This window comes from Janthinobacterium sp. PSRC1-1 (genome assembly GCF_049897525.1).
GTDB lineage: Bacteria > Pseudomonadota > Gammaproteobacteria > Burkholderiales > Burkholderiaceae_D > Janthinobacterium > Janthinobacterium tructae.
The window spans coordinates 24,564-50,559 of the sequence record NZ_JAFCWK010000018.1 but is presented as its reverse complement, the minus strand read 5'-3'; the positions used below and the strand labels follow the sequence as shown (position 1 = coordinate 50,559).

25 protein-coding genes and 2 tRNA genes are annotated in these 25,996 nt (G+C 61.5%); 14 read left to right on the top strand and 13 right to left on the bottom strand.

The window, feature by feature from the left end; genetic code table 11:
- Positions 1 to 94: 94 nt before the first annotated feature.
- Positions 95 to 1,177, bottom strand: a complete 1,083-nt coding sequence (locus ACP7DW_RS26610) for a DUF475 domain-containing protein (RefSeq protein WP_298409288.1) — start codon at positions 1,175 to 1,177, stop codon at positions 95 to 97.
- Between the two features lie 234 nt (positions 1,178 to 1,411).
- Here ACP7DW_RS26610 and ACP7DW_RS26605 point away from each other — a divergent pair, with 234 nt between their 5' ends.
- From ACP7DW_RS26605 to ACP7DW_RS26595, 3 genes are all read left to right on the top strand, one after another.
- Positions 1,412 to 1,837: a divergent PAP2 family protein gene (locus tag ACP7DW_RS26605; RefSeq protein WP_426057451.1), complete on the top strand. Its 426-nt coding sequence runs from the start codon at positions 1,412 to 1,414 to the stop codon at positions 1,835 to 1,837.
- Positions 1,838 to 2,076: 239 nt separating this feature from the next.
- Positions 2,077 to 3,249: an efflux RND transporter periplasmic adaptor subunit gene (locus ACP7DW_RS26600; protein ID WP_426057452.1), complete on the top strand. Its 1,173-nt coding sequence runs from the start codon at positions 2,077 to 2,079 to the stop codon at positions 3,247 to 3,249.
- Positions 3,250 to 3,252: 3 nt separating this feature from the next.
- Complete coding sequence (locus tag ACP7DW_RS26595) at positions 3,253 to 6,474, top strand: efflux RND transporter permease subunit (protein ID WP_426057453.1); 3,222 nt, start codon at positions 3,253 to 3,255, stop codon at positions 6,472 to 6,474.
- A 101-nt stretch (positions 6,475 to 6,575) separates the two neighbouring features.
- On the opposite strand, the gene ACP7DW_RS26590 is transcribed toward ACP7DW_RS26595, so the two are convergent.
- The 5 genes from ACP7DW_RS26590 to ACP7DW_RS26570 all read right to left on the bottom strand — a co-directional run bounded on the left by ACP7DW_RS26590 (position 6,576) and on the right by ACP7DW_RS26570 (position 12,965).
- The gene (locus ACP7DW_RS26590) at positions 6,576 to 6,899 is read right to left on the bottom strand and encodes a hypothetical protein (RefSeq protein ID WP_426057454.1); all 324 of its coding nucleotides are present in this window, start codon (positions 6,897 to 6,899) and stop codon (positions 6,576 to 6,578) included.
- A gap of 239 nt (positions 6,900 to 7,138) precedes the next feature.
- Positions 7,139 to 8,062, bottom strand: a complete 924-nt coding sequence (locus tag ACP7DW_RS26585) for an SAM hydrolase/SAM-dependent halogenase family protein (protein ID WP_426057455.1) — start codon at positions 8,060 to 8,062, stop codon at positions 7,139 to 7,141.
- A gap of 17 nt (positions 8,063 to 8,079) precedes the next feature.
- On the bottom strand, positions 8,080 to 10,593 hold the full coding sequence (locus tag ACP7DW_RS26580) for a TonB-dependent receptor plug domain-containing protein (protein WP_426057456.1): 2,514 nt from the start codon (positions 10,591 to 10,593) through the stop codon (positions 8,080 to 8,082).
- A 126-nt stretch (positions 10,594 to 10,719) separates the two neighbouring features.
- Positions 10,720 to 11,484 carry a histidine phosphatase family protein gene (locus ACP7DW_RS26575; protein WP_426057457.1) on the bottom strand — a complete coding sequence of 255 codons (765 nt, stop codon included), beginning with the start codon at positions 11,482 to 11,484 and terminating at the stop codon, positions 10,720 to 10,722.
- An 80-nt stretch (positions 11,485 to 11,564) separates the two neighbouring features.
- A complete protein-coding gene (locus ACP7DW_RS26570) occupies positions 11,565 to 12,965 on the bottom strand; it encodes an L-cystine transporter (RefSeq protein ID WP_426057458.1) in 1,401 nt (466 codons plus the stop codon).
- Positions 12,966 to 13,243: 278 nt separating this feature from the next.
- On the opposite strand from ACP7DW_RS26570, the gene ACP7DW_RS26565 reads away from it, so the two are divergent.
- From ACP7DW_RS26565 to ACP7DW_RS26555, 3 genes are all read left to right on the top strand, one after another.
- A complete protein-coding gene (locus ACP7DW_RS26565) occupies positions 13,244 to 13,621 on the top strand; it encodes a nuclear transport factor 2 family protein (RefSeq protein WP_426057459.1) in 378 nt (125 codons plus the stop codon).
- Between the two features lie 9 nt (positions 13,622 to 13,630).
- Positions 13,631 to 14,020 carry a hypothetical protein gene (locus ACP7DW_RS26560; protein WP_426057460.1) on the top strand — a complete coding sequence of 130 codons (390 nt, stop codon included), beginning with the start codon at positions 13,631 to 13,633 and terminating at the stop codon, positions 14,018 to 14,020.
- Between the two features lie 129 nt (positions 14,021 to 14,149).
- Complete coding sequence (locus ACP7DW_RS26555) at positions 14,150 to 14,611, top strand: hypothetical protein (RefSeq protein WP_426057461.1); 462 nt, start codon at positions 14,150 to 14,152, stop codon at positions 14,609 to 14,611.
- A gap of 12 nt (positions 14,612 to 14,623) precedes the next feature.
- On the opposite strand, the gene ACP7DW_RS26550 is transcribed toward ACP7DW_RS26555, so the two are convergent.
- Together ACP7DW_RS26550 and ACP7DW_RS26545 are read right to left on the bottom strand one after the other, a co-directional pair.
- A complete protein-coding gene (locus tag ACP7DW_RS26550) occupies positions 14,624 to 15,217 on the bottom strand; it encodes an IMPACT family protein (protein ID WP_426057488.1) in 594 nt (197 codons plus the stop codon).
- A 68-nt stretch (positions 15,218 to 15,285) separates the two neighbouring features.
- The gene (locus ACP7DW_RS26545) at positions 15,286 to 15,543 is read right to left on the bottom strand and encodes a hypothetical protein (protein WP_426057462.1); all 258 of its coding nucleotides are present in this window, start codon (positions 15,541 to 15,543) and stop codon (positions 15,286 to 15,288) included.
- A gap of 132 nt (positions 15,544 to 15,675) precedes the next feature.
- Between ACP7DW_RS26545 and ACP7DW_RS26540 the strand changes: the two genes are divergently transcribed.
- Complete coding sequence (locus ACP7DW_RS26540) at positions 15,676 to 16,404, top strand: AraC family transcriptional regulator (protein ID WP_426057463.1); 729 nt, start codon at positions 15,676 to 15,678, stop codon at positions 16,402 to 16,404.
- 158 nt (positions 16,405 to 16,562) lie between these two features.
- Here ACP7DW_RS26540 and ACP7DW_RS26535 read toward each other — a convergent pair whose 3' ends face one another.
- The 3 genes from ACP7DW_RS26535 to ACP7DW_RS26525 form a co-directional block, all read right to left on the bottom strand.
- Positions 16,563 to 17,474: a hypothetical protein gene (locus ACP7DW_RS26535; RefSeq protein ID WP_426057464.1), complete on the bottom strand. Its 912-nt coding sequence runs from the start codon at positions 17,472 to 17,474 to the stop codon at positions 16,563 to 16,565.
- Positions 17,475 to 17,646: 172 nt separating this feature from the next.
- Positions 17,647 to 17,722 (bottom strand) — tRNA-Lys (locus tag ACP7DW_RS26530).
- 72 nt (positions 17,723 to 17,794) lie between these two features.
- Positions 17,795 to 17,870: transfer RNA gene (locus ACP7DW_RS26525), tRNA-Lys, on the bottom strand.
- 119 nt (positions 17,871 to 17,989) lie between these two features.
- Between ACP7DW_RS26525 and ACP7DW_RS26520 the strand changes: the two genes are divergently transcribed.
- Together ACP7DW_RS26520 and ACP7DW_RS26515 are read left to right on the top strand one after the other, a co-directional pair.
- Positions 17,990 to 18,448, top strand: a complete 459-nt coding sequence (locus tag ACP7DW_RS26520; protein WP_426057465.1) for a MarR family winged helix-turn-helix transcriptional regulator — start codon at positions 17,990 to 17,992, stop codon at positions 18,446 to 18,448.
- The gene (locus ACP7DW_RS26515; protein ID WP_426057466.1) at positions 18,445 to 19,944 is read left to right on the top strand and encodes an MDR family MFS transporter; all 1,500 of its coding nucleotides are present in this window, start codon (positions 18,445 to 18,447) and stop codon (positions 19,942 to 19,944) included. Before ACP7DW_RS26520 ends, ACP7DW_RS26515 begins: the two co-directional genes overlap by 4 nt.
- On the opposite strand, the gene ACP7DW_RS26510 is transcribed toward ACP7DW_RS26515, so the two are convergent.
- Positions 19,938 to 21,026 carry an NADH:flavin oxidoreductase/NADH oxidase gene (locus ACP7DW_RS26510; RefSeq protein WP_426057467.1) on the bottom strand — a complete coding sequence of 363 codons (1,089 nt, stop codon included), beginning with the start codon at positions 21,024 to 21,026 and terminating at the stop codon, positions 19,938 to 19,940. The genes ACP7DW_RS26515 and ACP7DW_RS26510 overlap by 7 nt on opposite strands.
- Before the next feature lie 106 nt (positions 21,027 to 21,132).
- Here ACP7DW_RS26510 and ACP7DW_RS26505 point away from each other — a divergent pair, with 106 nt between their 5' ends.
- From ACP7DW_RS26505 to ACP7DW_RS26490, 4 genes are all read left to right on the top strand, one after another.
- On the top strand, positions 21,133 to 21,474 hold the full coding sequence (locus ACP7DW_RS26505; protein WP_426057468.1) for an ArsR/SmtB family transcription factor: 342 nt from the start codon (positions 21,133 to 21,135) through the stop codon (positions 21,472 to 21,474).
- Positions 21,475 to 21,596: 122 nt separating this feature from the next.
- On the top strand, positions 21,597 to 22,727 hold the full coding sequence (locus ACP7DW_RS26500; protein WP_426057469.1) for an acyltransferase family protein: 1,131 nt from the start codon (positions 21,597 to 21,599) through the stop codon (positions 22,725 to 22,727).
- Between the two features lie 83 nt (positions 22,728 to 22,810).
- Positions 22,811 to 23,083 carry a BrnT family toxin gene (locus tag ACP7DW_RS26495; protein WP_426057470.1) on the top strand — a complete coding sequence of 91 codons (273 nt, stop codon included), beginning with the start codon at positions 22,811 to 22,813 and terminating at the stop codon, positions 23,081 to 23,083.
- The gene (locus ACP7DW_RS26490) at positions 23,043 to 23,342 is read left to right on the top strand and encodes a BrnA antitoxin family protein (RefSeq protein WP_426057471.1); all 300 of its coding nucleotides are present in this window, start codon (positions 23,043 to 23,045) and stop codon (positions 23,340 to 23,342) included. The genes ACP7DW_RS26495 and ACP7DW_RS26490 overlap by 41 nt, the downstream gene beginning before the upstream one ends.
- 545 nt (positions 23,343 to 23,887) lie before the next feature.
- Here ACP7DW_RS26490 and ACP7DW_RS26485 read toward each other — a convergent pair.
- Positions 23,888 to 25,039, bottom strand: a complete 1,152-nt coding sequence (locus tag ACP7DW_RS26485; protein WP_426057472.1) for an FRG domain-containing protein — start codon at positions 25,037 to 25,039, stop codon at positions 23,888 to 23,890.
- 513 nt (positions 25,040 to 25,552) lie between these two features.
- On the opposite strand from ACP7DW_RS26485, the gene ACP7DW_RS26480 reads away from it, so the two are divergent.
- The gene (locus tag ACP7DW_RS26480; RefSeq protein ID WP_426057473.1) at positions 25,553 to 25,981 is read left to right on the top strand and encodes a hypothetical protein; all 429 of its coding nucleotides are present in this window, start codon (positions 25,553 to 25,555) and stop codon (positions 25,979 to 25,981) included.
- Positions 25,982 to 25,996: the final 15 nt, after the last annotated feature.

Genomic DNA, 25,996 nt, shown 5'->3' with positions numbered 1-25,996 from the left:
CTCCTTTTAGTAATTAAACTCAAACATGCCTTCATGGGATGAGCGCCAGGCGCTCGTGCCATTACCTTTTCAATTGGGGGCGCAACCCCCGATTTCAAGCTTGTGCCGCGTGCCGTTTGCGATAACGCAGGGATGACCACAGCGAGACCAGGATGAAGGCCACGCCCGACAGGCCCGTGAACCACTCCGGAATATGGTACTTGACGGACGCCAGCATGATCAAGGCCAGGATGCCGATCGCATAATGGGCGCCGTGCTCCAGGTAGACGAATTCGTCCAGCGTGCCCTTGTGCACGAGGAAGACCGTCATCGAGCGCACGAACATGGCGCCGATGGCCAGGCCCAGCATGATGATGACGACGTCGTTGGTGATGGCAAAGGCGCCGATCACGCCGTCAAAGCTGAACGAGGCATCGAGCACTTCCAGGTACAGGAAGCCGCCGATGCTGCCGCGCGCCACCGTTTTCACGAGATCGCCATTGCCGTTTTTGGCTGGCGCGGCGCCTTCTTCTGCGTCATCCTGCAAGTCCGGTTCGCCTTCTTCCAGCAAGCCGCTGATCCAGTTCACGCCGATGTAGACGGCGATGCCGACGATGCCCGCAGCGAGCACGCTGTATTTTTCATCCGCAGGGCCCATCGCCACGCAGGCCGCCACGGCGCCCATGGTGATCAGCACGGCCAGGCTTTCGGTGCCCAGCGCATTGACTTTTTCCTCGGCCCAGCCCAGCCAGTGCAATTCCTTCTCGTCGTCAAACAGGAAGTTCAGGAACACCAGCAGCAAAAAGGCGCCGCCGAAGGCTGCCACTTGCGCATGGTTGTCCGTCAGGTGCTTGGCATACACGTCCGGCGTGGTGGTGGCCATGGTCCAGACATCGACCAGGCCCAGGCCCGTGGCGACGGATACGATGACCAGCGGGAACAGCAGCCGCATGCCGAAGACGGCCACGAGGATACCGACCGTCAAAAACAGTTTTTGCCAGAATTCATTCCAGTGGCGCAAGACCGAGGCATTCACCACGGCATTGTCGAACGACAGCGACACTTCCATGACGCCCAGCACGCCCGTGATCCACAGGGCATTGATCAGGCCGGGCATGCCGCCATGGCTGTAACCCCACCAACCCGACACCGCCATCAGGATAAAAGTGACTAAAAAGGAAATTCTGAAATGCCGCATGAGGACCCCGTTGCAAGAATGAAAGACGTTTGATTATCCGCGCCGCTGTGCGCGCCGCGCTCAGTGTTGATATACGTCAATTGTTGTATATGCCATGATTTTATATTAGTTGCGGCCCGGGGCCGCGTTTTATAGTCTGACGCCAGACAGTTCTGCTGGCGCGGATGATCTGCGATAATTGCGGCGCGCCCGTCTCTCCAGATACACTCTCTACCTATAAAAGAAGGAATACCCGTGGATATCGCTTACCTCGTCACGCCCCTGATCGCCTGGATCCTGGTCGGACCGATCAAATTCCTGATCAACAGTGTCCGCACGCGGCAATGGGCGTTCGGCCTGGTCGGCAATGGCGGCTTTCCCAGCAACCATAGCGCCGTCGTGTCCAGCATGGCAACGTTGATCGCCTTGCGCGAAGGCATCGGCCACCCCGCCTTCGGCGTGGCTGTGACCCTGGCCTTCATCGTCATCATCGACGCCAACAGCCTGCGCCAGCACGTGGGCAAGCAGGCGGCGGCCATCAATCGCCTGGCCGGGGAAGCGGCCAGCGCCGCGCACAAGACCTTGCGCGAGCGCATGGGTCATACGCTGGTGGAAATCGCCGGCGGCCTGTGCACGGGCGTGGCGATCGGCTTCCTGATCAACACCATTTTTAGCCGCTAAGTCCGCTTCACCTGAAACGTAAAACCCCGCTTCAAGGCGGGGTTTTGCGTTTCAGGGCGTAAAAACTACGTTTCATCCATTGATTAAAGCATTACAGGAAACCGCCGATTGACATGCCCGGACACGCTCATGGATACTTTGGCGCTTGTGGTTTTAATAAAAATAAATGCTTGCTAACGCCTGCAGCCCTATCCGGGCCGTGGGGACGGTAGCGGTGCTATCTATCCGGAGAATTACCCATGTTGCGCAAAACCCTGTTTGTTCTGGCAATCGCTTCCGCCCTGACCGCCTGCGGCAAAGAGTCCAAGGATCCCGGCAAGGGCGGCAAGGGAGCCAAGGAACAGGCGGGCGCCGCCGTCAATCTGCTGGTCTCCCCGGAAGACTTGCTGACCATCCAGAGCAATGCGCTGGCCTCGGGGCCCGTCATCACCGGTTCCGTGCAGCCTGAGCGCAACGCGGACTTGCGCGCCGAAGTGTCGGCCGTGGTGATTCAGGTCATGAAGGAAAATGGTGAAGTCGTCAAGCGGGGCGACGTGCTGGTGCGCCTGGATGAAACGTCCATTCGCGACAGCCTCAATTCGGCCGAGGAAGCCAGCCGCGCCTCGGGCCAGGTGCTGGAACAGGCCGAACGCATGTTCCAGCGCATGAAAACCCTGCGCGCCTCGGGCATGACCTCGACGCAGGCGCTGGAAGACGCGGAAATTCGCCGCAATAATGCGCAAAGCGATCTGTCCGCCGCGAAAAGCCGCGCCGCCCAGGCCCGCCAGCAACTGCAGCGCACCCTCGTGCGCGCGCCGTTCGACGGCATCGTGAGCGAGCGCAAGGTATCGAATGGCGATACGGCGCAAATCGGCAAGGAATTGATCAAGGTCATCGATCCGACCAGCATGCGTCTGGAAGGCCTGGTGTCGGCCGACAAGATCGGCGTCGTCAAGGTGGGCCAGCCCGTGCTGTTCCGCATCAATGGGTATCCGGGCCAGGATTTCACGGGCAAGGTGCGCAGAGTCGATCCTGCCGCCAATGCCGTCACGCGCCAGGTGGCCGTGCTGGTCGATTTCAACGACAAGGAACAACCGCGCGTGGCCGGCCTGTATGCGGAAGGGCGCATCGAGACGGACAGCATCAGCGCGCTGATGATTCCCGACTCGGCGCTGGTGAAGGCGGGCGACGTCACGTACACGTGGAAGGTCAAGGACAAGGCCTTGCATAAAGTCAACTTGCGCATCGGCGCGCGCGATGTGCGCACGGGCCAGTGGGAAGTGCAAAGCGGTCTGGCCAGCGGCGATACCGTGCTGCGCACGCCGGGTTCGACCTTCAAGGATGGGCAGAAAGTGGAGCTGACGGCCGGCAAAGCCGTACCCGCCGCCGCCGTGGCCAGCAGCAGCACCGCCGTTGCCGGTAAAGGAAACTAAGCCATGTTCCTTTCCGATTTCAGTATCAAGCGGCCCACCGCCACCATCGTCCTGATCCTGGCGATGATGTGCGTCGGCTTGCTGGCGCTCAAGAAACTGCGCGTCAACCAGAATCCGGACGTCGAAGTGCCCTTCATCGTCGTCAGCATTCCTTACCCTGGCGCATCGCCCGATACGGTCGAGCGCGAAGTGGTGAACCGCCTGGAAAAGTCCTTGCAAAGCATTTCCGGCGTGACCGAGGTCAACAGCGATTCGAATGAAGGTTCGGCCACCATCTTCCTGAAGTTCTCGTTCAATACCAATTTGATCGAGGCGTCCGACAATATCCGCAATGCGATTGCCGCCGTGCGCTACAAGTTGCCGACGGAAATGCGCGAGCCTATCTTGCAGCGCATCGACCCGGCTGCCGAACCGATCATGCAACTGGCGCTGTCGTCGAATACGCAAAGTCATGCGGAAATTTCGCGCCTGGCCGAGGACGTGCTGTCGGACCGCTTCCGCACCGTCGATGGCGTGGCGCTGGTCAACGTGGGCGGTTCGCTCAAGCGCGAGCTGTCCGTGCTGCTGCGCGCGGAAAAATTGCGTGAATATAATGTGTCCGTCAGCGACGTCGTTACCGCCTTGCGCAACCAGAACACGAATGCGCCCGTGGGCAAGGTGCGCGGCACTCTGGACGAGAAAAGCATCCGCCTGGTGGGCCGCATCGAATCGCCAGCCGACTTCGAGAAAGTGGTGATCAAGCGCCGCGGCGAGGAAATCGTGCGCCTGGCGCAAGTGGCCACCATCGTGGACGGTTTTGCCGAAGTCAACAGCCTGAGCATGCGCAGCGGCAAGCCCAACGTGGGCATGTCGATTACCCGCGTGCGCGACGCCTCCACCGTCAGCGTGGCCAACAAGATCCGCGACATGGTGGCGGAAATCAACAAGACCTTGCCGAAAGGCACGATCCTGCAAGTGACGCGCGACGGCGGCGAAAACGCCCAGCATAGCCTGAACAATGTGATCGAATCGCTGGTGCTGGGCGCCGTGCTGACGATTTTCGTCGTCTACGCCTTCCTGAACTCGTGGCGTTCGACCCTGATCACGGCGCTGAGCCTGCCGACGTCCGTGATTGCCGCCTTCATTGCCGTGTGGCTGTGCGGCTTTACCCTGAACTTCATGACCCTGCTGGGCCTGTCGCTGGCCATCGGCGTGCTGATCGATGACGCCATCGTGGTGCGCGAAAACATCGTGCGCCACATGCAGATGGGCAAGGACCGCCGCACGGCCGCGCTGGAAGGCACGGCCGAGATCGGCATGGCCGTGGCCGCCACGACGTTCTCCATCATCGCCGTCTTCATTCCCGTGGCCTTCATGCCCGGTATTTCCGGCGAATGGTTCCGTCCGTTTGCCTTGACGGTGACGTGCTCGGTGCTGGTCAGCCTGGGTATCTCGTTTACGCTCGACCCCATGCTGTCGGCCTACTGGGGCGACCCGGTCGAGGAACATGCGGCGCCGAAAAAGGGCATCGGCCGCGTGCTGGAGAAATTCAACCACTGGTTCGACCACCAGGCGGACCGCTATGGCCGCGTGATCGCCTGGGCCCTGCACCACCGCCGCTGGATGGCCGTCATCGCCTTCGGCAGCCTGGTGGGCGCCATTGCCCTGCACGCCACGCATGGCGGCACGAGTTTCCTGCCGGCATCCGATTCGGGTAATCTGATGATCAATGTGCGCACGCCATCGTCGAGCAGCATCGAGTATTCGCGTTTGAAACTGGAAGCGGCGGCCGTGCTGGCGCGCACCTTGCCTGAAACCAAGGATACCAACAGCTCCATCAATGCCGGCGGCGGCCGCGTGTATGTCGACATCGGCAAGCGCAACACCCGCAAGCGTTCGGCCAAGGAAATCGCCGTCGAACTGCGCGAGAAGATGTCGCGTCTGGTGGGCGCCGAATACGTGGTGCAGGATGACTTGAGCAACGGTTCGCAAAAACCGATCCAGGTGGAATTCACGGGTCCGGATTCGCGTAAACTCATGGAAATTACCAACGCTTACATGGACAAGCTGCGCGCCATTCCCGGCGCCGTCGACGTGGGCCTGTCCGAGCAGGACCCGAAGAACGAGCTGCAGATTGAGCTCAACCGTGGCCTGGCCAACTCGATGGGCATTTCCGTCAATGATGCGGCGCAATCGTTGCGCGTGGCGTTTGCCGGCGTGGAAGTGGGCGACTGGGTCGATCCGACGGGCGAGACGCGCGACGTGGCCGTGCGCCTGCATCCCGATGACCGCGTGGCATCGGAAAACATCGAGCGCCTGCCGATCAGCGTGACGGGCACCTCGCAAATGGTGCCGCTCGACCAGATCGCCACCATTACCATGGGCAAGGGCCCGTCCGGCATCGAGCACAAGAATGGCAAGCGCACGATCACCGTGTCGGCCAATGCGCAAGGCCGCTCGAACGGCGAAGTGACGAGCGACGCCATGAAACTGGCCAACTCCATCGACTTCCCGCCCGGCTACGGCCTGGCGCTCGGTGGCGCCGGCCAGGACCAGCAAGAGCTATTCACGGAAATGCTGATCGCGCTGGTGATGGGTATCGGCCTGATGTATTTGATCCTGGTGATGCAGTTCGGTTCCTTCACGGCGCCGGTGGCCGTGATGATGTCCTTGCCGCTCAGTCTGATTGGCGTGGTGGTGGCGCTGGTGATCACGAACAACACCCTCAACCTGATGAGCTTTATCGGCATCATCATGCTGATGGGTCTGGTCGCCAAGAACGCCATCCTGTTGCTGGACGCGGCGCGCAAGCGCGAGGAAGAGGGCCATGGCCGCGAGGAAGCGCTGATGTATGCGGGCCGCATGCGTCTGCGCCCCATCCTGATGACGACGTTTGCGCTGATCGCCGGCATGTTCCCCGTGGCGCTGGGCCTGGGCGAGGGCGGCGAGTTCTACCGTCCATTGGCGATCGCCATCATCGGCGGCACCATCACCTCGACGATTCTGACTCTGCTGGTCGTACCGACCTTCTATGACAGCATCGAAATCGCCCGTGATGGCGCCGTGGCCAAGTTCCACCGCCGCGCCGCGCGCATGCCCGTGGCCGTGGCCATGATCCTGACCTTGATCGAATGCGTGCTGACCTTGCTGCTGGTGCGCTTCGTCTACCGCATGCTGAAAAAGGCCGTGCTGTTCCTGATGGGACGCCGTACGCCGAAAGCGGCGTCGGTCAGCCTGCAAAAATAGTACCGGGCCAAGGCGTGGCTTGCGCTGCGCCGTGGTATTTCAAGAGCCTTCTGCGGAAGGCTCTTTTTTTGCCTGCCAGTGACGCTGCGGGCCGGTGTGCGCTAGCTGTTGCGCGGTGGCGGCGTGGTGCCTGTCCCTGTCCCTGTTCCCGGTGGCGTGCCATTTTGAGGCGGGGTGGTGGCGGGCGGCGTGGTCGTGCCATCGGGATTGGTGGTGCCCGGTGTCATGCCAGGGGTGGTGGTGTCCGGGTTGGTCGTGCCTGTGGTGCCGGACGTGCCGCTGGTGGCGGGCGGCGTTGCCGGCGCAGTGGCAGCGGGCGTGGCGGTGGTGCTGGTGTCGCTGCGTTTGTTGCAACCGCCCAGCAGCGCACAGACGATGGCGCTACCGAGGACGAGCTTGTTGGTGGTCAGGAGTGGAGCCGTCATGATTGTTCCTTTTCAGTGGAAGACTGTCGTGGAAACGCACGCCTCGCCAGATTGCGTATCTGAAACATGGCTGGCATCGCTTGCTAGGTTTAGAGCGGGTGGGCCGGCACAGGTTCACCGGACTTGCACAGCCGTGGTGCTGACGGGGGCGGGCAAAGCGCTGGGTTTGACGTGGCGCAAACCCGCAATGGATATGGCCAGTTGGGCCAGGGCAGGATGCCCTGGCCGCGCAAGGACATTTATTTGGCGGCAGGGGCCTTGCTCACTTCCACTTCCCAATCCACGCCCGAGGCGACGTGGTGTTGGGCCGCAAAGTCGCCCTGGCTGATGGCGATAGCGACGTCGAGCAGGCTGTTCAGGTAGACCAGGGGCTTGCCCTTGGCGACGCCGCCAAACGTGTGTTCGAAGGGCGCCGTGACCTTGGCCACTTGCTTGCCCTTGTGCAAAATGCGCACTTGCAGCGGGTCATGCAGTTTCACCTGCAATTCGTCGAGCAGCGATTTCGGAATATTCGTCCACACATTGCCATATTTCACATCCAGCACGGGCACGATGCCGCGGATGGTGTTGCCGTCGCGCACAGGTTTTTGATACGCGATTTTCACCACGGATTCGCTCGGCAATGGCGGGCCCACCTGTTCATAGCTGATGGCGCCCGACGCCAGGCGCGCACCGACATACGCGTACACGTCGCGGCCATGGAAGGTGTACGACTCGGCGGAACCGGCCAGGCGGTTGACCTTCTCATCGATTTCGCGCAGTTCGGCTACGCCGTCGCGCTCGGCGATCAGGGTGAACAGGCCATTGTCCGGCCCCACGAAGTAGCGGCCACCCTTGGTTTTCAGTACCACCGACTTGCGCGCCGTGCCCACGCCAGGATCGATGACGGACACGAACACCGTGCCTTGCGGCCAGTAGTTGGCCGTCTGGTACAGGCGGTAGGCGCCCAGCCAGATGTCGTAATCGGGAATCTGGTGCGTCAGGTCCGAGATGGTGAGTGTGGGGTCGACGCCATAGGCCACGCCATGCATGGCGGACACGGCGCCGTCGGCCGTGCCGAAGTCCGTCATCAGTACCAGCGGTGCGGCAGCCTGGGCGGACGACAGCAGGAGGGCGCTCAGGCAGGCGCCGGCGACGAGGTGAGAAATTTTCTTGATGATCATATGCTCTTTCCGTGACGTTAAAACGTGTAGGCCAGCTTGGCGTAGAAGTACGCGCCATTGACGCCGATGGGGTTGATGAAATTGTAGGGCAGGGCGCCGCCATACGTGGCGTTATTCGTCTGGCGCACGCGTTGCGGATAGCGGTCGAGGATATTGTTGCCGCCCACGCTCACCGTCAGTTGCTTGCTCAGTTTTAACTGGCCTTCCAGGTCCAGCGACCAGACCGCGCCGAAGCGCTGCGCGGGAATGCCGTCGATCAGGGGCGCCTCGCTGTCATACGAAAAATCTTTCAGCTCGCCGAAGCGCGTGGCGCGCGCCTGCACGCCCCAGCCGGCCGCTTGCCAGTCGGCGCCAAGGATCAATTTGCTGTTGGGGGACGCATGTTTGATGCGGAACAAACTCGTCTCCGTCAGCAGGGTCAGACTCGGATCGATATCGGTCAGCGCGGCGGAACGTTGGCGCACCTTGTCGAGGTTGGTCTTGTTCAGGTTCAGCGCCGCGTTCAGGTTCAGTTTGCCTTTAGCGAACGCCAGGTCGTGATTCAGCACCACATCCAGGCCGCGGGTAGCGGTGTCGAGCAGGTTGGCCAGATAGGCCACGGACTGGATGTCGCTGCGGCCATTGGCGGCCAGGTAGGCGGTGACGGCGTCGCTTTGCAAATCGCTCGAGCGCGTGATGCGGTCGCGGATGCGGATCACATAGGCGTCCACCGTCACGCTGGTGGCGGCCGCCGGTTTCCAGGCCAGGCCCAGCGAGACGTTGGTCGACTTTTCCGGTTTCAGCTGTTGCGCGCCGAAGCTGCGCGCCAGCGGGTCGCTGGCCGGCAGCAGGGCCGATGTTTGCAGGGCCGTGCCATCGGCGTTGAAGTTCAATGTGGCGAAGCGGAAGCCCGTCTGCACGAGGGCCGGTGCGCGGAAGCTGTTCGACAGCGAGCCGCGCACGAGGAAATTGTCCGTCACTTTGTAGCGCGTGGACAGTTTGCCCGTGCTGGCGCTGCCGAAGTCGCTGTAGTGGGAATAGCGGGCGGCGGCGCCTACCAGCAGGCGCGGCGTGAGGTCGCTTTCCACGTCCGCATACACGGAGCGGATTTGCCGGCTGCCGTCGTAGGCGTCCGATGGGCGCAAGCCCGGTCCCGCCTGCGCGCCCGGTGGCGCGTCGGTGAAACCGCCGGCCGCATACGAAGCGGGGTCGCCGGCCGAGCTGGTGTAGGTTTCGCGCATCCATTCGGCGCCCACTGCCAGGCTCAAAGGGGCGGGCAAACCGATGTCGATGCTGCGCGTGGCATCGAGGTTCAAGGCGTTCTGGCGGAAGTCGAAGCCGGCCAGCTTGAAACGCGTGGGGCTGGCTGCGCCCAGCGAAGCGTTGACGGAGTGGCTCACGCCGTAGTCGAAGCGGTCGCTGCCGTGGCGCGCGCTGGCGTCCCAGTTCCACTCGCCCGCGCTGCCGCGCACGCCGGCCACGATGCTCAGGTCGCGCTTGTCGCCGTTGGTGACGGGGCGGTAGCCGTTCGGATACAGGGCCGGCACATTCGACGGGTCGCCCGGATAGCGGAAGTAGGCGCTGCCGTCCGATTTTCGCTCGTTGAGGGTGGCAAACGAGTACAGGTCCAGGCCGTTGGCCAGGGTGAGCTGGGTGTTGTAGAACAGGTAGTGGTTGCGCTGGAGCGAGTCGCCGGACTTGAACAGCACCTTGCCATCGAGCGCCTGGTCGGCCGGCGTGAAGTTGTAGGAAGTCCAGCCCGCGTCGCTGGGGCCGGCCCGTTCCGTGGGCGAGCGGCGCCGCGTTTCCGCGCCGAAGCGGAAGAACCCCGCTTCGCCCAGCGGCACGCCATAGTCGGCGTTGACGATGACGGTCTGGCCATCCGTCAGGGTTTGATCGGTCGGGTCGAAATGCGTGTGGTTGGCGCCATAGCTGACGGAGGCGGCGCCGCCCGTGCGCGCCTTTTTCAACACGATGTTGATCACGCCCGCCACGGCATCGCTGCCGTACTGGGCACCGGCGCCGTCGCGCAGGATTTCGATGTGGTCGATGGCGTTCGGCGCAATGGCGTTGATGTCGACCGGCACGGTGCCGGCGAAGCTGCTTTCCGTGTCCAGAACGGCGCTCGTGTGGCGGCGCTTGCCGTTGATCAGCACCAGCACCTGGTCGGGCGCCAGGCCCCGCAACTGGATGCCGCGCACGGAGTCCGACGCGCCGCTCGACTCGATGCGGGGGAAGTTGATCGATGGCGACAGGTTTTGCAGGGCCGCGCCCACGTCGCCCGTCGACAGCGCGTTGCTCACTTCGCGCGCGCCGAAACGGTCGATGGGCACGCTGCTGTCGAAGACCGTGCGATTGCGCGCGCGCGAGCCGACGACGGTGACCTGGTCGATGCTGGCGCCGGCCGCGTCAGCGGTGGCGCCTGTGCTGGCGGTCGCTTGCGCATCCTGGGCCCATGCGGGCGCAGTGCCCAGCATGGCGCAGGCCAGCACGATGGCGCGCAGCGGCGTGGCGGGAGTGGCAAGGGGGGCGTATGAGTGGCGCAGGTGCACGGCGGTATCCTTTAAGCTTGTTCATCTGAAAACAATGGAATGAGCTTAAGGGAGGTTGTTGCCAAGGCGAACGATTCTTTACGGATATGCTTATGGCTGTTGTTTCCATGCCGTTGTTACCCCCGTTCAGGATTTTGGCGCGGCCGGCATGTCGGGCTGGGCCGTGACGGGGGTGCCGGCCGCTTCCAGCGGCGCGACGAAGTTGCACAGGTCCAGCTGCAGCTTGCCGTGCCTGCCCAGGGCGGGATTGAAGGCGTACGAGGTGATGCCGCAGTTGGGCACGTCGGCCGCCTTGTCGATGGCCAGGATGGCATGCTCGTCGCAGCGTTCCAGCAGGTAGCGGAAACAGTTGACGATGACCTGGTGGCCGACGATCAGTACGCGTTCGCCCCGGTATTCGCGGGTGATGGTGTCGAGCACGCTGCGCAGGCGCAGGATGACGTCGCACCAGCTTTCGCCGCCCGGTGGGCGGAAGTAAAATTTACCGACGTGCTGGCGCTGTTCGTACAGTTCCGGGTACTTGCTGGCGATGCCGTGCACGGTCAGGCGGTCGAGAATGCCGAATTCCTTTTCACGCAGGCGTTCGTCGGCCACCACGGAGGCGAGGCTGTCCGTGGCTAGCCGCGCCAGCACGGCGTGCGCCGTCTGCTGCGCCCGCACATACGGTGAATACAGCACGACGGTCGGTTGTTGTTCAAGAGAGAGGGTGGCGAACCAGTCGCCCAGGGCGTGCGCCTGGCGCGCGCCCAGCTCGGAGAGCGGGACGTCGACATCGCGCTCGGCGATGGCGATCAACAGCTGTTTTTTCGCTTCGGCGGCATCGCGCGCCACGTTGCCGGCACTTTGGCCGTGCCGCACGATCCAGATGTGCTGCGGCCATTTTTGTTCCATCGCCTTGCGCCTTCCTCTGTATTTATTATGAGTAAATATAGAGAAAAGCGGCAAGGCACGGCGCGCCGGTGGATGGCTTCCTAGGCGGCGTGTTCCGCTTCGTCCAGATCGGGGGCGTCGTCGCTGTTGTAGACGGCCAGGTCGGTTTCGCCCATGACCCGGCTGGTGACGGTGCCGGCCGTGATCGAGCCGCTGACGTTCAATGCCGTGCGGCCCATGTCGATCAGCGGTTCGACGGAGATCAGCAAGCCGGCCAGCGCGACGGGCAAGTCCATGGCCGACAGCACGATCAGCGCGGCAAACGTGGCGCCGCCGCCTACGCCGGCCACGCCGACGGAACCGATGGTGATGATGGCCAGCAAGGGCAGCAGGAAGCTGACGGTGAACGGGTCGACGCCGACGGTAGGGGCGATCATCACGGCCAGCATGGCAGGGTAGATGCCGGCGCAGCCGTTCTGGCCGATGGTCGAGCCGAACGAGGCGGCGAAGTTGGCGATGCCTTCCGGCGTGCCCAGGCGCTGGGTTTGCGTCTGCACACTCATCGGGATCGAACCGGCGCTCGTGCGCGACGTAAACGCGAAGGCCAGCACGGGGAAGACTTTTTTCACGAAGCGCAGCGGGTTCAGGCCCACGCCGGCGATGATGGCCAGGTGCACCAGGAACATCAATATCAGCGCGCTGTACGAGGCGACGACGAAGTTGATCAGTTTCAAGATGTCCGTGTAGCTCGACGAGGCCACCACTGCAAACATCAGCGCAAACACGCCGTACGGCGTCAGGCGCAGCACCAGCGTGACCATGCGCATGACGATGGCGTGCGCCACTTTCATGAAGCTTTCGAAGGAAGCGAAGATTTCAGGTTTTTTCGCCGCGATGCCCGTGGCCGAGATGCCGATGAAGATGGAAAACACCACCACGGCGATGGTCGACGTCTTGCGCGCGCCCGTCATGTCAAGGAAGGGGTTGGTCGGCACGAAGCTGACCAGCAGTTTGGGCAAGGACAGCGCTTTTGCCGTTTCCAGCGAGCCTTGCAGCTGCACGCCGCGCGCCACTTCGGCGGCGCTCGACGTCAGGCCGACGGCCGTCAAGCCGAACAGCTTGGCCATCAAAATGCCCAGCGCGGCGGCGATCGTGGTGGTAATGAGCAGGGTGCCGATGGTCAGCACGCTGATCTTGCCCAGGGAACTCGCATCCTTGAGTTTTAAAATGGCGGAAATGATGGAGACCATGATCAGCGGCATGATGATCATCTGCAGCAGTTTGACGTAGCCGCTGCCGACGATGTCGATGTATTCATTGGTGCCCGCGATGATGGGCGAGCCGGCGCCGTAGATGGCTTGCGCGGCCGCACCGAGCAGCACGCCCAGGCCCAGGCCCGTGAAGACGCGCACGGTAAACGTCGCGTGTTTGCGTTGCTGGTGGAACATGAAGGCGAAGACGAGCAACGCAACGAGCAGGTTCAGAATGATGTTAATTGCCATGAAGGGGGCCTTATCTTGGTTTTATTCGAGACTGCACGCAGCACATAAAACTGTACTACCACTGACAGCTGCCCCAGCCCGGGGCGGAAGGGCAAGCACTGTACAGTACTATGGTGGCGTTTTGCGCCATACCGCTGCGAATATTACGCTATATAAATATGCTTCACAGGCATAAGCGCAGGAATAGGTCTGCCGGATGATTGTGAAAAGGAAGATTTCATGCCAGCATTGCACGTTTGTTCGTTTGCTAATCTGGCGCACTATTTTTAAGGAAAAAGATGAATGCTTTAACGGAAGCCCAAGTACTCGATGCGGAAGAGCGCTTGCGCCTGGCCATGATGGCCTCCGACGTGGCTGTACTGAATGTGTTGCTGGCCGATGACTTGTTGTTTACCAATCACCTGGGACACTTGCTGAGCAAGCATGCGGACCTGGCGGCGCACGAGCAGCGCCTGCTGACCATCACGGACTTGCGCGCCTCCGAGCGCCATGTGCGCGTCAACGGCCACGTGGCCGTGGTTTCCGTGCGCATGCAACTGACGGGCAGTTATCACGACGTGGAAACGCATGGCGACTTCCGTTTTACGCGCGTCTGGACGCAGGATGCGGCCGGCGCGCTGCAAGTGACCGCCGCCCATTCGGGCGCCGTGGTATAGGGGGAGGTAGTGGATCATCGTTCCAAAGGGCAGTTGTTGGAAGCTGTCATCGCCGCCGGCCCGGCCACGCTGGCCGTCACGGCCGGCTATCCCGTGTTGCTGTATAACCTGGTGCGCACCTGGGCCGACGCGCCCGGAGACCATGCCCTGGCCGCGCTGTTGCTGACGGGCGGCCTGTGGGCCTTGCTGGAATTCTGGCGCATTGCGCTGGCGACAGTGGCGCGCAAGGCCTATGCCTTCAACTGGCGCTTCTGGCTGGCCATCGCCGCTTTTCTCGCCTGCTTCGTGCGCTTCGTGCCGGATATGCCGGCCGGAATGATGCTGCTGTTGCTGGTGTTGCCGGCGCTGGCGTGGATACATTTCATTTTGCTGCAGATCAAGCGGCCGCGCGGCGCCTGAGTTTCGCATAAGCACAGCAAGCCGTGGCAAGATCGTCATGCCACGGCCCCTGGACATCGATATAATCATTCCCGCATGCATGGCAAACGGCATGCTTGGCGCAACTTCTCTTATTTTGAAAGAATTTCGATGAAAGCTCTCTTTTTGCTGCTGTTCGTATCGGGCGCGGCCCTGGCCGATGATGCTGCCATGTTGCAATGCCGTTCGCTGGCCGATATCGCCAGCCGCGTGAAATGCTATGACGCCATTCCTCTGGGCGCCGCCGCGCCCATCGCCCCCGTTACTGCGGTGCTGACCGCGCAGCAGCGCGAGCAAAGCTTTGGCATGGAAACGGTCAAGCAGCCGAAGGCCGCGGAGGCGCAAGAAAGCAAGTCGATCAGCAGCAGCATCGCCGGCAAGTTCTATGGCTGGAACGGCAACGAATTGATCAAGTTGAGCAATGGCCAGGTATGGCGCATCGTCGATGGCAGCTCCGCCGTGCTGGCGCCGCAGGACAATCCCAAGGTGACGCTCGAACGCAATTTCATCGGCACCTTCTTCCTGAAGATCGAAGGCACGAACAACTCGCCCAAGGTGCGTCGCGTGCAATAAGCTGCGCCAGTCTCAGTCCTCGACGTCAAGCCAGACGATGCGGCCATTGCCCGCCTCATGCAGATGGGCCAGCAGGGCGGTGGCGGCCGTTTCAGGCAGGCTGAAGTCGAACAGCACGGCGTCGCCGTGTGTCACGTTCAGCAAGGTGGCACCGGCGCCATCGAGTTCGCGGCGCAGCATGCCTTCCATCGCATACGGCACCGTGCAGCGCAAGGTACGCTGGCGCACGATGGCCGTCTTTTCCGCCTGCAACAACGCTTGCGCCACGCTGTCCGTGTAGGCGCGCACCAGGCCGCCCGCGCCCAGCTTGATCCCGCCAAAGTAGCGCACCACGGTCGCCAGCACGCCTTCCAGGTCCTGGTGGCGCAGCACGTCGAGCATGGGCCGCCCGGCCGTGCCGCTCGGCTCGCCATCATCGACGGCCGCCGATTGACCGCCCGCCAGCAAGGCCCAGCACACATGGCAGGCGCCCGGATGCTGCGCCTTCAAGTCATTGACCACCTGCTGCGCGCTGGCGCGGTCCGTCATCGGCTGCACGCAACCGATGAAACGGCTTTTCTTGATGATCAGTTCGCTGTAGACGGGGGTGGCGATGGTAAACGGCATGGCGGGTGCGAGGGCGGGCAAAGCAGCATCATAGAGGAAATGCGCGCCGGGCACGAGCCGGTGCCCGCTCAAGCGGTGGAGACGGCCACCAGTTCGCGCAGCGCAAGGTCGCGCACTTGCAGGATATCGAACAGTCCCAGCGCGTGCAGGGCGGGCAAGGCGTCGACAATGTCGCGCTCGGCGACGGCCTTTTCAGCGCTGCTGCTGGCGTCATCCAGCCATAGCCTGGCATTGGCGAGGAAGGCGCCCACTGTGCCCTTGCGCACGGTGACGCCGTTGAACTGGCCCTGGTTTTGTTGATCGGCTAATACGTCTTCTGCACGCATGGTGAACTCCTGAAGGTTGGAAAGACTTCACTGTATGATGGCCGGATTGTCTTGCCTGCGTTGTTTATGTCATTCGATACGTCAAAGCCGCCAATTTTTGCAGCGTCGCCGCCGCCGTCGCCGCTGCGCGCCATGCGCATTGCCCAGCCGCAGGAACGGGTGACGGCGGCGCACCGCCATGCCAGCGGCCAGCTGTTCGGCGCCATGCGGGGCTTGCTTTCCGTTGCCGCCGACAGCGGACAGTGGGTGGTGCCGGCCAGCCACTGCGTGTGGATGCCGCCCCATCACGTGCATGCGCTGCGTTCGCATGGCCCGTTTGCGGGCTGGAGCGTGTATGTGGACGAGGCCAGCTGCGCCGGCTTGCCCGCCGCGCCTTGCGTGATGCGCGTCTCGGGCTTGCTGCGCGAAGCGGTGGGCCGTGCCAGCAGCTGGGACGATGGCGCACTGGAGGCACTGGACGCGCGGCAGGCCCGGGTGGCGGGCGTGATCCTCGACGAGATCGCCGCTTCGCCGCACGAGCCGTTCGGTTTGTCGCTACCCACGGACCCGCGCCTGCTGCGCGTGGCGCGCGCCGTGCTCGACGACCTGGCCGACGAACGGGGCGTGGAAGCGCTGGCCGCCTGGGCCGGCGTCTCGCCGCGCACCCTGGCGCGCCGTTTCATGATCGAGACGGGCTTTACCCCCTCCGCCTGGCGCCAGCGCGCCCGCATCCTGCGCGCCCTGGAATTATTGGCCGCCGGCCAGCCCGTCACGACGATTGCGCTGGACCTGGGCTACGACAACGTCAGCGCCTTCATCGCCATGTTCAAGCGGGTGATGGGCGTGACGCCGGGGAGGTATGGGGAAGGGAGTGGCGGTTAATCGAGCAATATCGGTGTTTGATAGAGCGTAACTTGCTGCAGATGGAGACGGTCAAGGCTGAAATCGTGTACGAATGCCGGACTTGACTCCGATCCCGCGATCTCAATATTGTCGTGCCTTGTATTGGCCGTCCTGTGGGAACGCTACTTCTTTGATGGTCAAATCAGTTGCGCTGAAAGGCAGCAGATCAGTTGGTAATTGTCTATATGAAAAATACTTGGGTCGGCAGGGTCCTGTGTACCGACGAAGAAAATCCATCCTTTGATCTGCTTGTTACGCTTTGCTTGCTCGATGGCTTCTTCCCGAGTCGTGGTGAATTCGCGTAGCAATGTGTTACGACGGACCTTACTCCAACTTTCCCAGTTCACGCGCACTTTGCAAAGCGTCTTGTATCCCCCCGTTTCTTGGCTCCATTCGCCTGCGTTAAGCGTCAGCTCGCAGTACTCTTCTGTTATCAGTGGCCTTGCTGTCCAGCGGATTGCTGCGTAATAAAGCCGGGTTGGAAACTTGAATGGTTCTGGCTTTTTGCTACGCAGGTAAGTGAAGATTTTGGCATAGGTGTTGCCTGCAACACCAGGAATCTCGAGCGGCAGAAAGTCGCGGTCGTTTGGAAGCTGAATGAATGCACGGCATGCGGGTCGAATGCTTTTTACTGAATGGCCATGATACTTGCGTGGCGTGGCGGCATTTTTATCCGACGTGCTGCTTGTTCTTGTGCTGCCGGATAATCCTTGCGTAACGAGGTCTTTAGCTTCTACGGGGCGTTTGTCGGTGAGTATCAATTTGCTGGGGAACGGTAGTGGGAACCCTTCTGGCGTGCCAACTCGCTCTTTCTTTGCGCGCTTGATTATCTTGTCCTCACCGTCAATATCACAACCCGCCTGATGCTTGTTGCTCGGCCCTAGCGTGAAGTACGGGCGCTTTTTGTTGTGCTCTTTATCGAACGATGCAGGAAATACTTGGGTGGTGCATCCACGGCAGATAAAGCCGTTGCGATCCACTGTTTCCATGGTCCAAAGCTCCTCGCATTCGACCAAATCGAGGGTTCTTGTATCGCGTGCCGTATCCATACATGGATTCCTGTGAGTGGTTTATCGATGTTTGCCCGTGGAAGGTGGCGTTGTGTATTTGTTTTTCAATGAGGGTGGAGAGACTATTTTGTGGCGATACGGGGCGTAGCATGGACATAGTGGCGGAAAATGCAAAAAGCCAACCGCGAGCGGTTGGCTTCTCTGAAGTATTTGGTAGGCCGTGCGGGATTCGAACCTGCGACCAACGGATTAAAAGTCCGCTGCTCTACCAGCTGAGCTAACGACCCAAAAACTTTGACTACTGAACTGCGATAACGCTGTGCCGTATCAACATGCTTGCCATGATGACGACTGAATCTTGGTAGGCCGTGCGGGATTCGAACCTGCGACCAACGGATTAAAAGTCCGCTGCTCTACCAGCTGAGCTAACGACCCAAGGGCGGCTATTATGACGGCCAACGGCGGTTTTGGGAAGGGCGGGGATGGAAAAAACCTTGCATGGTGTCCGGGTAGAGCATAATATAGGTAGATAGCCTACCTACTTATATATGCCTATGTCCACTACCGAAGATATTCCCATCCCCGAACGCGCGCTGGCGCTGTCCGATGAATTGCGTACGGCGTTCAAGCGCCTGCTGCGCTCCATGCAGCGCGAAGGGGGCGAGCTGGAGGGCAGTGTGTCGATGATGCAGTACATGCTGCTGGCCCTGATCCACGAGCAGCCCGGCATCGGCGTGGCCGCGCTGGCGCGTCTGCAGAATGTGCGCGGGCCCACCGTCAGCGCGCAGGTCAAGTCGCTCGAAGAAGCGGGCTTGGTCGAGCGCAGCGCGCCCGATCCGCAGGACCGGCGCCGCTCGGGCCTGCAGGTGTCCGCGCAAGGCTTGGCCATGCTCGAAACCTTGCGCGCGCGCCGCCGCGATGCGCTGGCGCGGCGCATCGCACGCTTGTCGCCGCAGCAGATCGATGCACTGGCCGCCGCCATGCAGCCGCTGCTTGAGATTGGCCAGGCATGAGCGGCCCCGATCACGCCACAGGCGCAGAAAAAAACCCGGCCAAACCCTTCACCGAACGCGAAGTGCGCGCCATCTATCTGGGCCTGATGGCCGTGCTGGGTCTCGGTGCGCTGGACCAGAGCATCGTCGCCACGGCCTTGCCGCGCATCGTCGACGACCTGGGCGGCATGGCGCATCTGTCGTGGGTTGTCACGGCCTACGTGCTGGCCTCGACGGCCACCATGCCCCTGTACGGCAAGCTGGCCGACCAGTACGGCCGCCGTTCCATGATCTTCACGGCCCTGCTGACCTTTTTGCTCGGTTCCGTGCTGTGCGGGCTGGCGCAGAACATGACGGAGCTGATCATCTTCCGCGCCATCCAGGGCCTCGGTGCGGGCGGCTTCATGCCGCTGGCGCAAATCATCATCGGCGACATCGTGCCGCCTGCCGAGCGGGGCAAGCGGCAAGGCATGGTACCCATCGTGTTTGCCGTCACCAGCGTGCTGGGGCCCGTGCTGGGCGGCGTCATCACGGATGCCTTGTCGTGGCACTGGATTTTTTACGTCAACCTGCCCATCGGCGCGGCCGCCTTTGTCATCATCGCGCGCGCCATGCGCAAACCGGCGCGCACGCATGCGCACCAGATCGACTACCTGGGGTCGGCATTGCTGACGGGCGCCATCACGGCGGCCCTGCTGGTGCTGGCGCTGGGCGGCACCGAGTGGCCGTGGGATGCCTTGGCCATCAAGGTATGCGGCGGCGTCGCCGTGCTGCTGGCTATCTGGCTGGCCTTCCACGTGAGCCGCGTGGATGAACCCGTGCTGCCGCCCGACCTGTTCGAAAACCGCACCTTCAATATCGCCAGCCTGGTGATGGCCATGACCTTCATGGGCCTGATGGGTGCCAGCGTCTTCTTTCCCCTGTTCTTCCAGCTGGTGATGGGCACCAGCCCGGCGGAGTCGGGCGTGATGACGGTGGCGATGATGGTGGGGCTGGTGGCGTCGTCGATGTTCAACGGCCGCGTGCTGTCGCGCTCGGGCAAGTACAAGATGGTGCAGGTGGCGGGATTGGCCGTGGCGGTGCTGGCGTTTGCCGTGCTGGCGTGGGCCATGGCAACGTCGCGCGGGTACTGGATCATCGAGCCGGCCATCTTCTTCCTCGGCACGGGGCTGGGACTGGTGATGCCGAACATGACGATTGCCGTGCAAAATGCCTTGCCCCTGGCGCGCCGGGGTGTGGGCACGGCCATGCTGGCCTTCTTCCGCTCGCTGGGCGGCTTGCTGGGCGTGACGGCGTCCGGCGCCATCCTGGCGCATCAGCTGCACCAGCATGGCGTGGAAGCCGTCTCGGCGCTGGGCACGCAGGCGGCGGTACAGACGGTGGAAGTCTACCGCCATGCGATCGCCAGCGTGTTTGGCGCCGGCGCCGTGCTGCTGTTAGTGGGGCTGGTCTTCCTGCTGTTCCTGCCGGAACTACCCCTGGAGGGGCATCCGGCAACGGTCAAGGACGATCAATAGCGCTCGAGCCAGTGCGCGTACGGCGCCGGCATCACCCACGAGGCGCGCTCGACGCCGAGCTCCTTGGCGGCAAAGTATGCCCAATGCGGATTGGCCAGGTGCGCCTTGCCAACCATGACCACGTCGAGCTGTTCTTCCTTGACGACACGCTCGGCAATCGCTGGTGTGCCGAAGCCCCAGGCGGACGAGACGGGCACACCCGCTTCGCGGCGGACTCTTTCGGCAATCGGGCCCATGAAGGCCGGGCCCCACGGAATGGCCACGTCGGGAATGGTAAAGCCCATGCTGACGCTGAGCATATCCATGCCGGCCTCCTTGAACTGGCGCACCAGGCCGATGGATTCGAGCAGGGTTTGCTCGTCGCGGCCGTCAAATTCCAGCACGCCGAAGCGGATGGTCAGCGGCAGGTGCTCTGGCCATACGGCACGTACGGCTTTCAATGTTTCCAACAGGAAGCGGCTGCGGTTTTCCACGCTGCCGCCATAGATATCGTCGCGCTGGTTCGAGTGGGCGGAAAAGAAGCTTTGCGCCAGATAGCCGTGGGCGAAATGCAGTTCCAGCCATTCGAAGCCGACTTCGCGCGCACGCACGGCCGCGTCGACGAAGTTCTGTTGCACACGGGCGATATCGTCGAGGTCCATGGCGCGCGGCACTTTCGGCAGGCCGCCGCCAAAGGCGATGGCCGACGGCGCGATGGTTTGCCAGCCGCGCGCGTCGCCTTCAGCGATATGGTCGTCGCCTTCCCATGGACGGTTGGCGCTGGCCTTGCGGCCTGCGTGGGCGATCTGGATGCCGGGCACGGAGCCGGCCGCCTTGATGGCTTTTACCACCGGCACGAAGGCTTGCGCCAGATCATCATTCCAGATGCCCGTGCAGCCTGGCGTGATGCGCCCTTCCGGCGCCACGGCCGTCGCTTCGACGATCACCAGCCCAGCGCCGCCACGGGCCATGCCCGCATAATGCGACAGGTGCCAGTCGTTGGCCTGGCCATCGACGGCCATGTATTGGCACATGGGCGGCACGGCGATGCGGTTGCGCAGGGTGATGTCTTTGAGTGTGTAGGGTTGGAAGAGGGCGGACATGGTGGCCTTTGTGTGTGTTGATGGAAATGTAGGGAAATACTGATTCGGTAGTTCGTAAATATTCGAATAATGGAATTAGTATAGCGCATGCTGTATGATTCTGCTCATGCGTCCACACAAACATCCCCCCGCCGGCGAATTCGTCCTCGAACGCGTACTCTACGCCTTGAGCGATTCCATTCGCCTCGACATCGTGCGCCACCTGGCCAGAGTCGACGCGGCCGCCTGTGGCGACCTCGACGGCGGACGGCCGAAGTCGACCGTTTCCCACCATTTCAAGGTCTTGCGCGAAGCGGGCCTGGTCTACACGGAAAACGCGGGCACGACGCACATGAATACCTTGCGCCGCGCCGATATCGAGAGCCGTTTCCCCGGTTTGCTCGATGCCATTTTGGCGCAGCAGCCATTGGCGCCCGCGGCGCCGGAGGCGGAAAAGCCGGCGGCTTAGCCGCCTGCCGTGCCCCGCCATCTGCCAGGCTCGGCTATCATGTCGGCCTTTCGGTAAATCCTCGGCCGCGCGCCTGTTGCGCGATGGGCTGGCGACACTACCTGGCATGGCAAGGGATGGGAATGACGGCAGCAGCAGTGGTAGTACAGGCGGACCTGGAAAATCGTCCGCAGTTTGCCTGGATCAATGGTTTAAAGGCGGGCGCGGCGCAATTGATCGTGTTGCACCACCTGGCATTTTACGGACCGATGTCCGACTACGTGCGCCCCCTGTGGCCCGAGTTGCTGGACTGGCTGGGCGGCAGCGCGCGCATCGCCGTGCAAGTGTTTCTCGTCATCGGCGGCTTCCTGGTCGCCAAATCCCTCTCGCCCGCCGGCCGTCCCGGCATTGCCACCCCCTTGCAAGCCGTCTGGCGCCGCTATGCCAAGCTGGCGCCGCCTTTCCTGGCCGCGACCTTGCTCGCCGCCATCATCACGCCCGTGGCCGGCATCTGGATGCAACACGATTCCATGTCGGCCGCCGTCACCCTGGGCCAGCTGAGCGCCCATGCCTTGCTGCTGCACGGCGTGCTGGGCTATGAATCGCTGTCGGCCGGCGCCTGGTACGTGGCCATCGATTTCCAGCTGTACCTGCTGACGGTATCGCTGCTGTGGCTGGGCGGCCGCCTGGCGGGCCAGCGGCGCATGGGCTGGCTGATGCCGCTGGCCGTCACCGTGGGCATCGCCTTTTCCCTGCTGTATTTCAACCTGGACGCGGACTGGGACAACTGGGCGCCGTATTTCTTCGGCAGCTATGGCCTGGGACTCATGGCCTGGTGGGCCAGCGACCCCAGGCGCAAGCCCGGTGCCATGACCGCGCTTATGGTCATGGCCGCCGTGCCCGTCCTGCTGGCGCTGGCCGTCGATTACCGCAGCCGCATCGCCCTGGCGCTGATCGTCGCCTGCGCCCTGTTCCTGTTCGGCCGCGCCCGCACGCCTTCGCAGGGCCGCGCCTGGAACATCATCAACGCCCTGGGGCGCATCTCGTATGCGGTGTTCCTCGTCCACTTTCCCGTCAGCCTGCTGGTCAATGCCTTGTTTGTCACGTATGCCCCGCTCGAACCGGCATGGCAGGCGCTGGGCATGCTGACGGCCTGGGGCGCCAGCCTGGTGGCCGGCGCCGCGTTTTACCGCTGGGTGGAGGTGCCGCTGGGGCGGGTGATGGGCGGTGTGGTGGCGCATCTGGCCGGGAGGCCGGCGCTGGTATCGCGTTAAGATCGGCGATCTAGCTGTTCCGGTACTGCCCTTGGCCCGGAAATAGGGCTGGCTGTTTCTATTATTTGTTACTACAATAAATAATGAGAATCACTTTTGATGCTGTCAAGCGTGAAAAGACGCTCAGGGAGCGTGGTCTCGACTTTGCGCGTGCGCGCGAAGTGTTTGACGGGCTCACCATTACGCTGCCGGACCAGCGTCAGGACTACGGCGAACTCCGCTTCATCACTGCGGGCTGGCTCGACGAGCGCCTGCTCGTACTGGTCTGGACGCCGCGTGGTTTGGCGCGCAGAATCATCAGCATGAGGAAGGCAAATGAACGCGAAATCGACAAATACAAGCAAAGCCTGGGTTGATCCGGACGACGCGCCTGAATTGACGGACGGTTTTTTCGAGCAGGGCGTCTGGCAAGTGGGCGACAAGCCCGTTTCCCGTGCCGAGGCGCAGCAAGAAATGCCGCGCCGCCGCGGCAGGCCCGCCGGTACTGGCGGCAAGGTCAGCACGACCATACGCTTCGACGCTGAAATTCTCACTGCCTTCAAGTCCACCGGAGATGGGTGGCAAACGCGCATGAATGATGCGCTGAGGGAGTGGTTGCGATCCAGGCAAGTCTAGAAACAAAATAGCCAACCGCGAACGGTTGGCTTCTTCATAGTATTTGGTAGGCCGTGCGGGATTCGAACCTGCGACCAACGGATTAAAAGAACTTGAAGCCGACGACGTGGGGTTACGCTGGCGCAGCGGCATTGGTGGCGTTCGTTCCGCTACTTCCTTTGTGTGGCTAAACGTATCGTTACGTCGTTTCTCGCACGAACGCTACACTGGTCTTTGCTGCTGATTGCTCCAGCTTGACGGTATTGTATCTGGCCTTGCCCAGAGAGCGACCAGACGCCTACATTGCCGATGAGCAGGGTATGATTGTGTAATGGGGACCAGTCGTGATGGGGGCGTATTGGTCCACAGTTTATGTAGTGCGACCGGAGGAGTACCGGAGCGACCTTCACTATGAGCGAGTGCAGGCCTTGGCTTCAAGCCGTTGGACGAACTAAGTTTCTGCACAGCCTGCACATGCGCGGCTCCCGTTGCGAGTTTCGCGAAGTCTTGCGACAAAGAGCCAAGCCCAACTCCTAGATGATATTGGAAAGTGCTGTAGAGGAGCGTCACCGGGCGGGGTAGCGTCGCTGCGCTTCCGCTGCTTGTTCCGGGAGTTCTGGGAAAACGTAGCTCCTGGTGACGCCCAAATCCGCTAATTCGCCCAGGATCGCTTTCTTAGTCGCTCCCTTGATGCGTATTCTGCTAGGCTTCTTGTGGTCCTCCACTTGCCAGAAACTAGTCTTGGCCGGTGCGCAGATGATGAATGCGCCTTGTTGGCGGCGGATGCGCTCGCTGTTGACGGGCGCGTAAGCGAAATAGAAGTGCGTGAACTGCGCCAGGAATCTGCCGAGACTGCTCCGCTCAGAATTGTTCTCGATCCTCAACTGGCGGCATACCGAATCGATGCTTGCCAAGCACAAGTCCCAGAACCGGTTATGGAATCTTTCGAGAAAGGCCTGGCTGTCCGATACGGCCAACGCTTCTCGAGTCAGTCCTAACTCCTTCCTTTCAATGTCCAGCCTGTTTCTCCACGGAGTGATGAGCTCGCTGACGAATTTTTCTTCGATGATGTGGATCGCCAGCGACTGGACTAGGAAATCGCCTTCAGCTAGCTTGTCAGTCTCGTTGATTACCGCGCGTAGAAATACTTGCCTGGCGCCGTCAAATCCGTCATGACCGGAGCCGAATGCTGCTTCATCGGCGAAGAACCGTTTTAATTTTCCAACGATATCCCTGCCTATGAACGAAAAGTCCGCTTGCATACGGATTCCGGCAAGGGACGCGTCGGGCACGTCGGAAGGTTGGAACACTTCCTCTGTCTTCCAAGGAAAGAACATCACTTCGCCGTCCCTTTCCTCATGGCTGCTGCATGCGAAAAATAACGCGATTAAAGGGCTGTGTGTAAGATCTAGGAGGCGGGTAGGTAGGCCGTAATGCTGCATTCGTACCAACCGTTCGAAAACCGACTTGTCGTTGGAAAACGCAACGGGATCGAGCCGCATGAGTTCTTCGTACAACTGGTGCTCGACGGCCCTGAACGACTTCCCGTCCTTGATCCGGTATGCCGTCGGCTCAAGCAGGTAAGTCGCATCTGGATGGCCACGGTAGAGTAGCGCATAGCCTTCGCCATTCGGAGTGGGCATCTTTGCTTTCTTCCATGCCATGTATTCCGCAAGTGACGACACTTCGACGGGGGCGGCCGGGCTTTCGCTGGACATCGTGGCTCCTTATTTGGTTATCAAACGCTGAAGTTTGGCGGGTTGCCTGAAACGCTCATTCTGCACTTGTAAGAAAGGATAACATTTCGCCCGCTGGTCCGAACAATTCCAGTCGCTCGTAATCCAGAGGTTACGGGAAGTTCGAATCCGTGGATCAGGATTTGATGGGTACGGATCTGTGCCATTAGTTGTTGGCCAACGTTACTCATAGGCTGGGATTTCTGTACCAAGAAAACCAGATTGGGAAGTCCGCTCCATTTCTGGTCCGGACGGCAAGCGTTTACGTCTTCCGAAGAGTGGCTGGCGGCGACACAGTGGTGACGCGGGTGCTGCGTTGGCCCTAGCGCTCTTCCCTCAGGATTGGTTGAAAATTGGAAACGGCAGGCCGACTTTTGTTGATGATTAACTTTGCGGAAATAATATTTTTGTAAGCGTCGTTTTGGAGGTTGCCTGAGATACACTATCGGTATCCTTGTTAGCTACCCTCTCAGTCGCTGCCACCTGAACTTGCCTATGGAACCGAACGAACGTTGGGACTATCTGATAGCTTTGGATGACGAGCTGCTCAAAGGTGGGGTTATCTTGCCGGAATGGTGCTCATTTATTGTCCAGCAGGCCGATATTGCTTTCGTAAACGGTGCTCATCTGGCCTCGATCCTTACTGCTGTCGCGGCAATAGAGACGTATTTGCGTGCCGAGCACTCGGTAAACGGGACGGAGCGTCTTGTGGATTTGATAGATCGCGTCCCCGGGACATCAAGACTTAGAAGCGATTTACATTCATTGAGAAAGTATAGAAATTCTTGGGTGCATGTAGACGATCCTTTGAATGATCGTAGCATTATCGAAAACCCAGCAGTTTATGAGGTTGAATTGGATAAGATGGCGATGCATTCGGCTAAATTGTTACGAGAAGTTATCTATAAAGCGGCTTGGATATAGTCGCCGACAATTAAG